The organism is Nocardiopsis chromatogenes YIM 90109 (genome assembly GCF_000341185.1).
Classification (GTDB): domain Bacteria; phylum Actinomycetota; class Actinomycetes; order Streptosporangiales; family Streptosporangiaceae; genus Nocardiopsis_A; species Nocardiopsis_A chromatogenes.
In genome coordinates this window covers 1-13,910 of sequence record NZ_ANBH01000221.1, presented here as the reverse complement: position 1 = coordinate 13,910, position 13,910 = coordinate 1, and the positions used below count along the sequence as shown (strand labels likewise).

At 72.1% G+C, this 13,910-nt stretch carries 14 protein-coding genes; 11 read left to right on the top strand and 3 right to left on the bottom strand.

Features of this window, described 5'->3' with window-relative positions; all coding sequences use genetic code 11:
- Positions 1 to 198 precede the first annotated feature (198 nt).
- Complete coding sequence (locus D476_RS39250) at positions 199 to 462, top strand: hypothetical protein (protein WP_152529403.1); 264 nt, start codon at positions 199 to 201, stop codon at positions 460 to 462.
- Positions 431 to 1,114, top strand: coding sequence for a hypothetical protein (locus D476_RS38020; protein ID WP_160167450.1), 684 nt, complete (start codon positions 431 to 433; stop codon positions 1,112 to 1,114). The genes D476_RS39250 and D476_RS38020 overlap by 32 nt, the downstream gene beginning before the upstream one ends.
- Before the next feature lie 42 nt (positions 1,115 to 1,156).
- Here D476_RS38020 and D476_RS0120780 read toward each other — a convergent pair whose 3' ends face one another.
- Entirely contained in the window at positions 1,157 to 2,632 is a 1,476-nt protein-coding gene (locus D476_RS0120780) for an MFS transporter (protein WP_017625852.1), read from the bottom strand.
- Between the two features lie 124 nt (positions 2,633 to 2,756).
- Between D476_RS0120780 and D476_RS0120775 the strand changes: the two genes are divergently transcribed.
- The 5 genes from D476_RS0120775 to D476_RS0120755 all read left to right on the top strand — a co-directional run bounded on the left by D476_RS0120775 (position 2,757) and on the right by D476_RS0120755 (position 6,633).
- Positions 2,757 to 3,974, top strand: coding sequence for a cytochrome P450 (locus D476_RS0120775; protein WP_017625851.1), 1,218 nt, complete (start codon positions 2,757 to 2,759; stop codon positions 3,972 to 3,974).
- Positions 3,971 to 4,645 carry a TetR/AcrR family transcriptional regulator gene (locus D476_RS0120770; protein ID WP_017625850.1) on the top strand — a complete coding sequence of 225 codons (675 nt, stop codon included), beginning with the start codon at positions 3,971 to 3,973 and terminating at the stop codon, positions 4,643 to 4,645. The genes D476_RS0120775 and D476_RS0120770 overlap by 4 nt, the downstream gene beginning before the upstream one ends.
- A 113-nt stretch (positions 4,646 to 4,758) precedes the next feature.
- Positions 4,759 to 4,968 (top strand): ferredoxin, encoded by a 210-nt coding sequence (locus D476_RS0120765; RefSeq protein WP_017625849.1) that lies wholly within the window; start codon positions 4,759 to 4,761, stop codon positions 4,966 to 4,968.
- Positions 4,969 to 5,193: 225 nt separating this feature from the next.
- Positions 5,194 to 5,847 carry a DUF5701 family protein gene (locus D476_RS0120760; RefSeq protein ID WP_017625848.1) on the top strand — a complete coding sequence of 218 codons (654 nt, stop codon included), beginning with the start codon at positions 5,194 to 5,196 and terminating at the stop codon, positions 5,845 to 5,847.
- Between the two features lie 243 nt (positions 5,848 to 6,090).
- Positions 6,091 to 6,633: a GNAT family N-acetyltransferase gene (locus D476_RS0120755; protein ID WP_017625847.1), complete on the top strand. Its 543-nt coding sequence runs from the start codon at positions 6,091 to 6,093 to the stop codon at positions 6,631 to 6,633.
- Positions 6,634 to 6,687: 54 nt separating this feature from the next.
- Here D476_RS0120755 and D476_RS0120750 read toward each other — a convergent pair whose 3' ends face one another.
- Both D476_RS0120750 and D476_RS0120745 read right to left on the bottom strand, forming a co-directional pair.
- The gene (locus tag D476_RS0120750) at positions 6,688 to 7,656 is read right to left on the bottom strand and encodes a hypothetical protein (protein ID WP_017625846.1); all 969 of its coding nucleotides are present in this window, start codon (positions 7,654 to 7,656) and stop codon (positions 6,688 to 6,690) included.
- 77 nt (positions 7,657 to 7,733) lie between these two features.
- Positions 7,734 to 8,471 (bottom strand): phosphatase PAP2 family protein, encoded by a 738-nt coding sequence (locus D476_RS0120745; protein ID WP_026123703.1) that lies wholly within the window; start codon positions 8,469 to 8,471, stop codon positions 7,734 to 7,736.
- Between the two features lie 705 nt (positions 8,472 to 9,176).
- Here D476_RS0120745 and D476_RS0120740 point away from each other — a divergent pair.
- From D476_RS0120740 to D476_RS0120725, 4 genes are all read left to right on the top strand, one after another.
- Positions 9,177 to 9,845: a GntR family transcriptional regulator gene (locus D476_RS0120740; RefSeq protein ID WP_017625844.1), complete on the top strand. Its 669-nt coding sequence runs from the start codon at positions 9,177 to 9,179 to the stop codon at positions 9,843 to 9,845.
- Between the two features lie 382 nt (positions 9,846 to 10,227).
- On the top strand, positions 10,228 to 11,337 hold the full coding sequence (pdhA, locus tag D476_RS0120735; protein ID WP_017625843.1) for a pyruvate dehydrogenase (acetyl-transferring) E1 component subunit alpha: 1,110 nt from the start codon (positions 10,228 to 10,230) through the stop codon (positions 11,335 to 11,337).
- A gap of 18 nt (positions 11,338 to 11,355) precedes the next feature.
- Positions 11,356 to 12,354, top strand: a complete 999-nt coding sequence (locus tag D476_RS0120730) for an alpha-ketoacid dehydrogenase subunit beta (protein WP_017625842.1) — start codon at positions 11,356 to 11,358, stop codon at positions 12,352 to 12,354.
- A gap of 13 nt (positions 12,355 to 12,367) precedes the next feature.
- Positions 12,368 to 13,648, top strand: coding sequence for a dihydrolipoamide acetyltransferase family protein (locus tag D476_RS0120725; RefSeq protein ID WP_017625841.1), 1,281 nt, complete (start codon positions 12,368 to 12,370; stop codon positions 13,646 to 13,648).
- Positions 13,649 to 13,910: the final 262 nt, after the last annotated feature.

The window sequence follows — 13,910 nt, the reverse complement described above, 5'->3', positions numbered from 1 at the left end:
GGGGTCACACGGTCGTCTTGAGACGGTGTTCACAGCGGGGAACGGCGCATCGGGGTGCGGGTGCTGTCGTATCCTCCCCCGTTCACCGGACCCCCATGGACACACACCGCCTTCGCGACAATCCCCTCTTCACCACCGAAGACCGGCCAATTGGACACGCACCGCTGTTCGTCGGTGCCCCTCAGTAGTTTTCGCAGCATGCCGAAGATCGAGCACGAGTTCCTCACCGAGCTCTTCCAGAACGACCCGAATCTGGCGGTGGAACTCGTCGAACAGGAAGTGGGCGGACGCCTGCCCCGCTTCACGAAGGTGACGCTGCAGAGCAACCGCGTCAACAAGGTCGACCCCCCCGGAGATGACCGCCGACTCGGTGGTCCTCCTCCGCGATCCCTGGAGGGTGCGCCGTGTCCGCGACAAACCCACCGACGCCGTGGCGGGGATCATCGCGGAGATCCAGCGTGAGCGGGACAAGGACAAGCGGCTGAGCTGGCCCTGCTACGTGACGAACCTGCGGTACCGGATCGATGCGCCGGTGGTGCTGTTGGTGCTGTGCCCGGACCGTTCGATGGTCCGCTGGTGCCGGAGGCCGATCCGGACCGGGCATCCGCAGTTCGAGCTCACCCCGCTCGTCCTCGGCCCGGACGAGATCCCGGTCGTGGACGACCCGGTGGAGGTCGCCGCCTCCCCGGAGCTGGGCGTGCTGTCCACCCTGGTCCATGCCGACGAGGATGTGGACCTGGTGGACACGATGATGGAGGGCCTGGACAAGATCGACCCGTCCACGGCGGAAACCTATACTGAACTGGTGATGGTGCTGCTGGACGAGGCACCTCGACACCGGCTGGAGGAGATTGTGGCTTCTGCGGTCTACGACTTCACGTCGCCGTTCACCGAACGCTATGTCGAGCAGGGACGCTCAGAAGGTCGGAGGGAAGGACGCGCCGAGGCGGCCGAGGCTGCGGCGGAGCTCATCCTCAAAGCCCTCGACTCCCGACGCATCGCCGTCACACCCGAGGTGCACGACCGCATCATGAACTGCACGACCCCTGAGACCCTCAAGCGCTGGGGGGAACGCGCCTTCACCGTGTCCTCGGCCGAGGAACTGTTCGAGTGACGCCCGCCTGAGGGGGAGGGGCCGGTGGGCCCCTCCCCGCTTTCACGTCCGCGCGGGCGCCGCCTCCTCCTCTCGGACGCTCCTGCGGCCGACTCGCCCTCCTGGGATGAAGGCGGCCACCAGCAGCGCCACCAGCGCCGCAGCCGCGCCCATCCCCATCACCGTCTGGAACGCCCCCTCCGACGGCACCGCCGCGCCCGCGAACGGGACCGTCATGTGCGCCAGCACCACCCCGGCCACCGCGCTCGACGTCGACGTGCCCACCGACCGCATCAGGGTGTTCAGGCTGTTCGCCGCCGCCGTTTGGGAGACCGGGACCGCCGCCATGATCAGGGCGGGCATCGCCCCGTAGGCCAGCCCGATACCGCAGCCGATCACGCCCGACACGGCCACCAGCTCCCAGGCCGACCCCATGAGCACGGTCCCCAGCCCGTACCCGAGGGCCACCACGACCGCGCCGGCCATCAGCGTCACCTTGGGCCCGGCCGCCCGCGAGATGCGCGAGGACACCGGCGCCATCGCCATCATCACCAGCCCGGACGGCGCCATCACCAGGCCGGCCGTCAGCAGGCCGCTCCCGAGCCCGTGCCCGGTGGCCTCCGGGAGCTGCAGCACCTGCGGAAGCACCAGCGACATCGCGAACATCGCGAAGCCGAACACCACCGAGGCCGCGTTGGTCGCCAGCACCTGCGGGCGCACCGTGGTGCGCAGGTCGACCAGCGGGTGGTCGGTGCGCAGCTCCCAAGCGCCCCACAGCGCCAGCACCACGAGGGCGGCGGCGAACAGCCCGAGCACCGTGCCGCTGGTCCATCCCCAGTCGGCGCCCTTGGACACGCCCAGCAGCAGGCACAGCAGCCCGGCCGACAGCCCGGCCGCGCCCACCGGGTCGAAGCGGCCGCCGCTGCGTACCGGCGGCTCCGGGACCACGGCGGCGATCAGCACGGCGCCGAGGACGCCGATCGCGGCCGCCGTCCAGAACAGCGTGTGCCAGTCGGCGTTCTGCACCAGGAGCGCCGCCGCCGGAAGGCCGAGGGCGCCGCCCACGCCCAGGGACGCGCTCATCGCCGCGGTCGCCCCGACCAGCCGGTGCGCCGGGACCGTGTCCCGCATGATGCTGATGCCCAGCGGGATCACCCCCGCCGAGGCGCCCTGGAGCGTGCGGGCGACGACCATCGGCGCGAGCGTGTCGCTGAGCGCGGCCAGCACCGAACCGGCCACCATCAGGCCGATGCTCACGAGCAGCACCCGCCGCTTGCCGAACATGTCGCCCAGACGCCCGGCCACCGGGGTGGCGACCGCGGCGGCGAGCAGCGTGGCGGTGACGGCCCAGGCCGCCTGGGCCGGTGTGGTGTGCAGGTACTCCGGCAGGCGGGGGACGATCGGCACGATCAGGGTCTGCATCAGCGAGACCGTGATCCCGGCGAACGCCAGGACGGCGATGACGGCGGTCGGTCTCGGCGCGGCGGGCGCCTGGTCAGGGGCGTGCGTCGCGCCGTCGGCCTGCGCGGCCTGGGACATGGAGGTGCCTTCCGTGACGGCTGCGGGTGGAGTAGGGCGAACTTTTAAATCAGTCGCTTGACTTACTGTAGCCCCGGTTGTTGACTGGGCGCGTAACCCGCCCCCACGGAACGTGAGGAAGGCCATGGAGCGCGACGACGAGCAGGTACTCGACTACCCGATCCCCGCCCCTTCGGCGCTGGAGCCGCCGGCCGAATGGGAGCGGCTGCGCTCGGAGTGCCCGGTCGCACGGGTCACCCTGCCCTCGGGGGACGAGGCGGCCCTGGTCACCCGGTACGAGGACGTCAAGAGCGTGCTGGCCGACCCGCGCTTCACCCGCCGCCTGACCGGCGAGGGCGCGGCCCGTATCGCCGCCAACGAGTCCGGCGGGGTGTTCAACAGCGACATGGCCGCGGCCGTCCCCGACGGCGGCGAGGGCCACCGGCGCTGGCGCCGCGAGGTCGGCAAGTGGTTCACCGCCAAGCGCATGACGGCGCTGCGCCCCGGCATCCGGGACATGGCCGAGCGGCTGATCGACGGCATGGTCGGGGCCGGGGCGCCCGCCGACCTCAAGGCGCACCTGGGCTTCCCGCTCCCGGTGTGGGTCATCTGCGACCTGCTCGGCGTCCCCGAGTCCGACCGGGACCGGTTCTCCTACTGGTCCGACACCCTGCTCAACCTCACGCGCTACACCGAGGAGGAGATCTCCGCCGCCCAGAAGGAGTTCTTCGCCTACATGTCCGAGCACATCGAGCGGCGGCGCGCGGCCCCCGGCGACGACCTGCTCAGCGCGCTCATCACCGGAACGACCGAGGACGGCGGACGGCTGACCGACGCCGAACTGGTCGGCACCGGGATGGGCCTGCTCGTCGCCGGGCACGAGACCACCGCCAACATGATCGGCAAGATGGTCGCGATGCTGCTGTCCGACCGGAGCCGGTGGGAACGGCTGCTGGAGGACCGCAGGCTGGTGCGCACGGCCGTGGAGGAGGCGCTGCGCTTCGACGCCAACTCCGGCATCGGCCTGCCCCGCTTCATCACCGAGGACACCGAGATCGGCGGCGAGACGGTGCCCGCCGGGACGACCGTGATGTGCGCGATGGCCGCCGCCAACCGGGACTCCGGGGCCTTCGACGGCGCCGACACGATGGTGCTCGACCGCAGCCCCAACCAGCACATCGCCTTCGGCTCGGGCGCGCACTCCTGCCTGGGGCAGGCGCTCGCCCGCACCGAGCTGCAGGTGGTGCTGGAGGTGCTGCTGGACCGGCTGCCCGGGCTCGACCTCGCGGTCCCCGCCGCCGAGCTGCGGCGGGTCGACGGCCTCGCGGTCGGCGGGCTGGCGACCGTTCCGGTGCGGTGGTGACCGTGTCCCCTACCGCCTCCCGCCACGAGCGCTCCGAGTCCACCCGCACCGCCATCATGGACGCCGCCGAGCGGCTGTACGCCGAGGAGGGCCTGTTCGCGGTCTCCAACCGGCAGGTCAGCGAGGCCGCCGGGCAGGGCAACAACGCCGCGGTGGGCTACCACTTCGGCACCAAGGCCGACCTGGTGCGCGCCATCGTGCGGCGGCACACCGACGACGTCGAGGAGCGGCGCATCGCCATGGTCGCCCGGGTGCGCGGCTCGGACGACCCGCGCGCGTGGCTGGCGTGCATGGTCCGGCCGGTCACCGAGCACCTGGCCGGTCTGGGCCCGCCCACCTGGTTCGCGCGGTTCAGCGTGCAGGTCATGGCCGACCCGGTGTTCCGCCCGATCATCGTCGAGGAGGCGCTGTCCGCGCCGTCGCTCCGGGAGATCATGCACGCGCTCGACGTGCGCACCCGAGGAATTCCGAACGACGTGCGCCGGGAGCGGGGCGACATGCTCCGCCACATCATCCTCAACGTGTGCGCCGAGCGCGAGCGGAACCTCGCCGAAGGCCGCCCCACCCTCCGCCGCACCTGGGACGAGGCCGCCACCGGGATGATCGACGCCCTGCACGGGCTCGTCCTCGCGCCCGCCTCCCCCGAGGGCGCGGCCGGGGCGGGGCCCTGACCCGGCGCTCCCCACTCCACGCATCCCATCTGCGCACCCGAGAACGCATCCCCCGCCGCCCCGGCCCGCGGCACTCGGGCCGGACACAGCCTCCGAGCGAGTAAGGAGCGACCGTGAAGATCACCGTCGATGAGGACAAGTGCTGCGGTGCGGGCCAGTGTGCGCTGATCGCGCCCGAGGTGTTCGACCAGCGCGACGAGGACGGGATCGTGGTGCTGCTCGACGCCGCCCCCGGTGAGGAGCACCACGACGCCGTCCGCGAGTCGGCGCAGGTCTGCCCCGCCGCCGCGATCACCGTCGTGCACGGGACGGCCCGCAGGTAGCCGGGAACCGCGGACACCGTCCGCCCCCGCCGTGCCGCTTCGGCGGATCGCGCGCGGGGACCGGGAACCCCGGCGGCGCGGGCCTCGTTAAGGATGGGGCGACCGGGTCGGCAGGGGCGGGCAGGACGCATCGGGGCCTCCACGGCCGAGGATGCACGCCCCGCCGCCGCACCGCGGCGGGCCCCCGTCGCCCACCTCCCTCCGACCGCGAGAACGAGGAGTCCTGTGACCGTCGAATCGCCCACCACCGCCCTTCCTCCGCTCCCCTCCCCCCTCGACCAGGCGGAGCGCCTGATCGCACTGGGGGTGCACGAGCGGGCGGGGATCACCGCAGACGACGTGCGCACGTTCGCGGGGAAGGCCGCCGGGGACAGCGGCGCGCTTCTCGCCGTCCACCCGGACCGGGTCCCGGCCTCGGACCTCGCCCCTCTGCTCCAGCGGGACGGCAAGCCCGGGTTCGTCGTCACCGACATGACCGACGTCGACCGCTTCGCCCCCGTCGGCATCGCGCTGCCCGACTCCCCGCTGTACCTGATCACCGGCGTCGACCGCGGCGACCGCATGTCCAACTGGAGCCCCGAGGAGGCCCTGCCCGAACTCGAACGGGAAGGGCGGACCCCGCTCTTGCTCTGCGAGGGCATCCATTGGGTGCTGCAGCAGCCGGAAGCCCTGGACCGCAACCTCTGCTTCATGACCATCGGGTCCCGGCTGCGCAAGGAGAACGGGAGGTTCGACTCCCGCACGCCCGCGATCTGGATCAGCAACGGAACCGGAAGGGACGGCAAGGAGCGGCGCGGCGCCCCCAAGGTCGGCTGGTGCTGGTGGGGCAACCGGCACACGTGGCTGGGCTTCGGCTCGGCCGTGGACCGCACGGCCTGAGGCGACCGCTGCGGCCCGGGAAGGGTCCCCGGGCCGCAGCGGCGGCGGCGACGGCAGAGCGGGTGCTCGGCTCATGGGCCCCGGCCGGGCGGCACGTCGGAGGCGCACGAGACGGGGCACCGGCTCCGCCGTCGCCGCCCGCTCCCTCGCACACCGCCGATATGTTGCCCCTGTCCACATTCGGCCTATTTGTTCACTTTATTCCGCTTGTAGGTGGAGTGTCCGACCCGATAGAAAACTCCAATGCTCAAAGGAACCAAGGTCGGGCTCCGGGCGCGGCACGACGATGACATTCCCGTGCTGCTGGCCGAGCTCTACGACGACGTGGTCAACGGCTCCCGCGCCGACGGGCAGCCCTGGCGGCCGCTCACGCCCGGCACCAGGGACCCGCGGCTCGTCGTGGACGACTCCAACCAGCAGACCGTGCAGTTCTCCGTGGTCGAGCTGGAGGGCGGGACGCTGATCGGGACCGCCGTGCTGGCCGGGATCGACCCCCACCACCGGTCCGCGCACATCGGGCTGGGCCTGCGGCCCGCCCACCGCGGGAAGGGCTACGGCACCGACGTGGTCGCGGCCCTGTGCCACTACGGCTTCACCGTGCGCGGCCTCAAGCGGCTGCAGGCCGAGACGCTGGCGGACAACTTCGCCATGCTGCACGCCGCCGAGCGCAACGGCTTCGTCCGCGAGGGCCGGACGCGCTCCTCGGCCTGGGTGATGGGCGAGTTCCTCGACGAGGTCGTGCTCGGCCTCCTGGCCGAGGAGTACACGGCGCAGAACGGGGGCTGAACCGGCCGACCGGCGAAAGGGGGCGCCGGGACGTGCGGCCCGGCGCCCCTCGGCTCAGTCGAGCCCGTCGAGTTCCAGGATGTAGACGGGCCACCGGTCGATGACCTCCAGCCCGGCGCGGTCCGCCGCCTCCGCGACGATCTCGTCGTCGAACTCCTGCAGGTGGAACTCGCGCACCCCCTCGGCGCCGCGCAGCCCCTCGACGGCCTCGGCGAACGCCCCGGCCAGCGCCTCCGGCTCGGGGCCGCGGTGCACCACCAGGCCCGCCGACGCCGTCCCCTTGTCGTCCACCAGCACCGTGAACTGGGCGGAGGGCACGCCGTCGCCGTCCTCGGGCATCAGGTCGAAGGTGGCCTCGCCGACCAGCAGGTCCGGGCCCAGGTGGCTGTTGTCCAGCCACTCGCGCACCTCTTCGCGGTCCCAGTCCTCACCGAAGTCGCCGTCGGCCCCGAACGCCCGGTACAGCTCCACATAGGTGTCCAGCAGCGCGTCGTCGGGCTCGGTCGGCATCGTGCGCACCCGCACCGGCGGCAGGCCGGGCGGGCGGCGCCACTCGGCGCCCGCGCCCCAGGTGCGGCCCTCCTCGCGCTCCACCTCGGCGCCGAGCCGCTCGGCCAGGCGGGCGTCGGTCCCACGCTGGGTCGGCGACCACAGCAGCGCGTCGTGCCCCAGCTCCGCGGCGCGCGCCGCGGCCTCCCTGACCATCCGCTCCACCACCGCGAACTCGGCGTCGGTGGTGTCGCGCACCGGGTCGACCCCGCCCTTGAGCCCTTCGGCCTCCATGGCGGCCAGCGCCCACTGCAGGTGGGGGCCCTCATCGTCCTCGTCGTCGGGGGCGAGCAGCACCGCCCAGCCCTCCAGCGTCCCCCCGCTGCGGGCGACCACCGCTCCGAGCACCCCGAGGTCGTCGTCCTCCCCGTCCTCCCGGGGCTCGGGCGGCTCGACCCCCGCGGCGGCGCACAGCTCCTCCGCCAGCCGGTCGAGGATCGCCGGATCGCGCTCGAAGCTTAGTTCCACGGCCATGTGCCACTCTCCCCATTCCCCCGGTGCATGCGGTCCCCGCCGGAGACTACCGACGTCCGGGGGCCGGGGCGCCCCGATCACGCCGCGCGCGGCTCCCGCTCGTCGGACGGCGGCCGGTCCGACTCGTCCCCGCTCCAGAAGCTTCCGCCGTACCAGGGCCACCACATGGTGGTCCGCCCGCCCGGGATCATCGCGTCCAGGCGCATCACGATGCGCAGCGACAGCCCTCCGGCGATCATGCCCGTCACCAGGTCGGTGAACCAGTGGAAGTGCAGGTAGGCCGAGACGAGGGACTGCAGCAGCGCGATGCCGACGATGCAGAACCCCAGGCGGCGGATGATGTGCGGGCGCGCCGCCCGGTAGCGGATGATCAGGAACAGCACCAGGCCGTAGATGAGGATGGCGTTGGCCCCGTGCCCGGAGGGGAACGACACGCCCCCGGTGTCGCCGAAGAACGACGGGTCCAGGGTGCGCGGGTGGTTGCGCGAGAAGAGCAGCTTCATCGTCGCGACCAGGCTCATCATGCCGACCACGCCGACGCCGCCGAGGATGATCGGCCGCCACGAGCGGTGCCGGTAGGCGAGCTGCAGCGCGGTGACCGCCAGCACGGGGATCGCGACGAATCGCGAGGCGACCGTATCGGGCCACAGGATGAGGAACTCGCGCATCTCGTCCCAGTACGGCCGAGGTGCGTTGTTGATCAGATTGTCGATAGGGTGCAACGGGCCGGCCGAGAGCATCGTCATCGTGATGAGCAGCACGGCCATCGTGATCGCGATCTTGTCAGAGGCGATCCCCCATGCGATCTCGCTCACACTGGGCCAGGTGACACGGCCGTCCTTGGCGCCGCGCGCCGCCTTATCGGTCAGGCGCGGCACCGCGTCCAGGACGCGACGCCGTCCATGGGGTGCCGCCGGTGTCGGCCCCGCGCGTCGCGACGGCTTCGACCTTGTCCGCGATGTAGGCATCATGTGTGCTCAGTGCTGTCTCACGTTTCGTGGGCTGGCCTGCGGCACGGCTGTGCTTCGGGGGACGGGCTCGCCGCTGGGACTCGTACGGGGAATGGGGAACGTCTCTCGGGCGCGAGGTCAGAGCGCCCGGTTCCGGCCTGCGGAACCGCCGCGGTGTCGGCGGTCCGGGGCCGCGGGGGCGGAGCGGGAAGGGGGCGGATCCGCTCGTGTACGGGGGCGGTCGTTCACCGGGAGTGGCCCCGCGCTCCAGGTTACCCGGTTTTGATCGAACATTTCCGACAGGAGAGCATAGCGCTCCGCTCCGTCAAGGGGCTCGGCGCCCCGGTGGCTACGATCGTCCTACCTCGTACTTTGCCGCCCGGTCAGCGGAGTTCGGGGCGATGTTCACCCGTACGCGCCCCGACCGTGAGCGTTCCGTTAGCACGTCCGAGGTATCGGGCGTCCGATATTTGCCGCAGAGGCGGTCCGCTCCGGGCGGTTAAGGTGCAAGCGCTCCCCTACGACCGGGAACCGCCGCGGCAGCGGCGCCCCCGACCAGAAAGGCCGTTGATGCCCGCCACGCCCGACGACGCCGCACGGGTGGCCCGCAACCCTCTCCGCGAACAGATCCGCCGCGTCCTGGTGGAGGGTCTGCTCTCGGGGAGGTGGAAGCCCGGCGAGCGCATCGTCGAGCGCCGGATCGCCGCAGAGCTCAACGTCAGCCAGGCCCCCGTGCGGGAGGCGCTGCGCGAGCTGGAGACACTGCGGCTGATCGACTCGGTCCCGAACAAGGGGGCGCGGGTTCGCGAGTTCGGTGTAGCGGACATGGCGGAGATCTATCCCGTCCGGGCCGGTCTCGAACGCGTGGCGGCCGAACTCGCCGCCGACCGGCTGGCCGAGGACCCCTCCGGGCTCCGCGACGAGGTGGAGCGGCTGCGCCGCGCCACCGAGGAGGGGGACGTGGAGGAGCAGATCCGGCACAGCGTGGAGTTCCACCGCCGCATCGTCCTGGCCGCCCGCAACGACGTGCTGCTGCACACCTGGGAGGCGCTGGGCGTGGAGGTGTGGACCCGGCTGTCGGTGCGCTGGCTGGACATGGAGCTGCACGCCAAGGCCGCCGACCACGCGCGCATCACCCGGGCGTTCGTGGAGCGGGATCCGGACGTGGGCCGGATGCTGAGTGAGCACGTTCACAATTACGTCGACGCCGCCATGAAGTCCCGAGGCGCGGGGAACTGACCCTCTCGGACGGCCCCGGGACGGCCGGCCGCCACCGGGGGGCCGGGCCGGATTCGCCCGGGATTTCCTCTAGAGTCGGATTGATCGATCATCGATCAATCCGTAGAGTGTCCGCGACGCACGTCACACGCGCAGGGCTCGCACCCGCCCGGCGGTTCCCTTCAGGGCGAACGCCTCTGCAGGAATGGCCGCCGACCCGCGGGGAAACGAGCACAAGAGAGTTCTTCGGGACGAACAACTCCACAGCCACCGAGCGCCGCGCCGTTGAGCCCGGCTGTGCGCTCCCCCGCCCAGGCCCCGCCGCACAGCGGGCCATGGGCCCCGGTCCCTCGCGGCCCATCGGTCCCGGGAGGACCGATCCCGCACGTAGAAAGGCACCACCATGGCTGACACGGCCAAGCCGAAGGGCGGCGGCACCGCCAGGAACTCGGGCGGCCGCAGGCGCAACCGGTCCGGCGCCGCGCAGAAGACCGCCGACGAGCAGCCCAAGGTCCTGCTCGACTACTACCGGCAGATGCTGCTGGTCCGCCGGTTCGAGGAGCGCACCGCCCAGGCCTACACCCAGGCCCGCATCGGCGGATACTGCCACCTCAACCTCGGCGAGGAGGCCACCGTCGTGGGCCTGATGACGGCCCTCAAGGACGAGGACTACCTCTTCACCAACTACCGCGACCACGGATATGCGATCGGCAAGGGCATGAGCCCCCGCCGCGTCATGGCCGAGCTCTACGGGCGCTCCACCGGCGTGTCCAAGGGCTGGGGCGGCTCCATGCACATGTACGACACCGAGGTCCGCATGCTCGGCGGGTACGGCATCGTCGGCGGCCAGCTCCCCCTGGCCACCGGCGCCGCGCTGGCCGTGTCCTACCGCGGCGGCGACGAGGTCGTCATGTGCCAGATGGGCGACGGCACCACCAACATCGGCGCCTGGCACGAGTCCCTCAACATCGCCGCCCTGTGGAACCTGCCCATCGTCTTCGTGGTGATCAACAACTTCACCGGCATGGGCACCACCGTCGACATGGCCTCGGCCGAGCCCGAGCTGCACAAGCGCGGCTCCGCCTTCCGCATCGAGGGCGTCAAGGTCGACGGCCGCAACGTGCTCGAGGTCCGCGACGCCGCCGCCGACCTGGTCGAGCGCGCCCGCGCCGAGCAGCGCCCCTTCCTGCTGGAGGCCACCAGCTACCGGATGAAGGGCCACTCCGTCGTCGACCCGGCCAAGTACCGCACCGAGGAGCAGTGGGCCGAGGCCAAGGACGAGGAGAACGACCCGATCGCCATCTTCGCCAAGCAGCTCACCGAGGCCGGTGTGCTCACCGACGAGCTGCGCGAGGAGATCGCCGCGTCCGTCAAGGAGGAGGTGGCCGACGCCGCCGACTTCGCCGAGAACAGCCCGCACCCCGACGTGTCGACGCTGTTCGACTACACCTACGCCACCCCCGTGGCGAACGAGTCGCGCCGCATGCCCGCCGACCCGGTCTTCGCCGAGTAGAAGTTAGGAGAGCGGGACATGTCCGTCATCACCTACCGCCAGGCCCTGCGCGACACCCTGCGCGCCGAGATGCTCCGCGACGAGAACGTCTTCGTCATGGGCGAGGAGATCGGCGTCTTCGAGGGCTCCTACAAGATCACCGAGGGGCTGCTCAAGGAGTTCGGCGAGAAGCGCGTCCGCGACACCCCCATCGCCGAGGAGGGCTTCGTCGGCGCCGCCGTCGGCGCCGCCATGCTGGGGCTGCGCCCGGTCGTCGAGCTCATGACGATCAACTTCTCCCTCATCGCGATCGACCAGATCGTCAACCACGCCGCCAAGATCTACGGCATGTTCGGCGGGCAGACCAGCGTGCCCATGGTCATCCGCACCCCCGGCGGCGGCGGCCAGCAGCTCGGCGCGACCCACTCGCAGAACATCGAGCTGTACTACTCCTTCGTCCCCGGCCTGAAGGTCGTGGCGCCCAGCAGCCCCGCCGACGCCGCCGCGATGTTCCGCGCCGCCGTCCGCGACGACGACCCGGTGCTGTTCCTGGAGAACCTCGGCCTGTACAACACCAAGGGCGAGGTGCCCGACGGCGACGAGAGCGTCGCCGAGATCGGCCGGGCCAAGGTGACCCGCGAAGGCACCGACATCACCCTCATCGGCTACTCCCGCATGGCCATGGTCGCCGGCCAGGTCGCCGAGCAGCTGGCCGAGCAGGACATCAGCGTCGAGGTCGTGGACCTGCGCAGCCTGCGCCCGCTGGACCGGGAGACCGTGGTCGAGTCGGTCCGCAAGACCAACTGCGCGGTCATCTGCGAGGACGACTGGCTCACCTACGGCATCGGCGCCGAGATCGCGGCCTCCATCCAGGAGGGGGCGTTCGACTACCTGGACGCCCCGGTGCGCCGCGTCGCCATGGCGGAGGTCCCCATGCCCTACGCCAAGCCGCTGGAGACCGCCGCCCTGCCGTCGGTCGAGTCGATCACCACCGCCGTCAAGGAGACCCTGGACGCCGTCGGCCGGCGCGTGGGTTGAGGGGAAAGCACTGATGTCCGAGATCTACATGCCGCGCCTCTCCGACACCATGGAGGAAGGCGTCATCAGCTCCTGGGCCAAGAACGTCGGCGACAAGGTCGCCTCCGGCGATGTGCTGGTGGAGATCGAGACCGACAAGGCCGTCATGGAGTACGAGGCCTACGAGGACGGCTACCTCGTCAAACAGTTCGTGTCGGCCGGTGACACGGTGCCGATCGGCGCCGTGATCGGCTTCATCGGCGAGACCCCGGACGCCGAGGCCCCCGAGCCCGGCGGCGCCCCGGCGGCCCCCGCCGCCGAGTCGGCGGCCGCCCCGGCGGAGGAGAAGCCGGCCGGGGAGAAGCCCGCCGAGGCCCCGGCGGCCGAGGCCCCCGCCGCCGGTGCGGAGGGTCCGGCCCGTCCGCGCACCTCCCCGCTCGCGCGCCGCCTGGCCAAGGAGTACGGCCTGGACATCGACGCGATCGAGGGCACCGGCCCCAAGGGCCGGATCGTCCGCGCCGACGTGGAGGCCGCCCGCGACCGCGCCGCCTCCGGCGCCCCGGCGCCCGCGGCCGCCGCTCCGGCCGCCGCGGCCCCGGCCGCGCAGGCGGGCTCCGACGACCTGCGCGGGTCCGAGGAGCTCAAGGTCAGCCAGATGCGCAAGACCATCGCGCGCCGCATGGTCGAGAGCAAGCAGCAGGCCCCGCACTTCTACCTGCGCCGCACGATCGACGCCGAGCCCCTGAAGGCCTTCCGCGCCCAGATCAACGAGCAGCTCGCCGACACCGGCGTCAAGGTCAGCTTCAACGACCTGATCGTCAAGGCTGCGGCCACCACGCTGTCCGCCCACCCGGAGGTCAACCGCTCCTGGGAGGACGGCCGGCTGCTGCAGCACCACCGGGTCAACGTCGGTGTCGCGGTGGCGATCGACGAGGGCCTGGTCGTCCCGGTGCTGCACGACACCGACAAGGCGACGCTCTCCGACATCTCCACCCGCACCCGGGAGCTGGCGGGCAAGGCGCGCGACGGCAAGCTCAAGCCGCAGGAGATGAGCGGCGGCACGTTCAGCGTCAGCAACCTGGGCATGTTCGGCATCGACAGCTTCTCGGCGGTGATCAACGGCCCCGAGTCGGCGATCCTGGCGGTGGGCGCCATGAAGCCCACGCCGGTGGTGCACGACGGCGAGGTCGCCGTGCGCAACACCATCGCGCTGGAGCTGTCGGTGGACCACCGGGCGGTGGACGGCGCCGTGGGCGCCGCCTTCCTGAAGGACCTCGCCGAGGTCCTGGAGAGCCCGATGCGGATCATCCTGTAGCGGACGCTCCACCGCGCGACAGCAGCGGGGCGCCCCGGCCGGTCCTCCGGCAGGGGCGCCCCGTTCGCGTCTCCGGGGTGCCCCGGGCCGTTCCCCCGCGCGCGGCCGGAGTCCCCTCCGTCCGGGTCGACGCACGCACGCCGCGCTCCGGGCCGGTTCGGGCGCGGGCGTCCTGACCGGCGGAAGGCGGTCACGGCCGCCGAAGGCCCACCGCACCGGCGGACACCTCGGGCCGCGCCCGCCCTCCGGAGGACGGAACGGA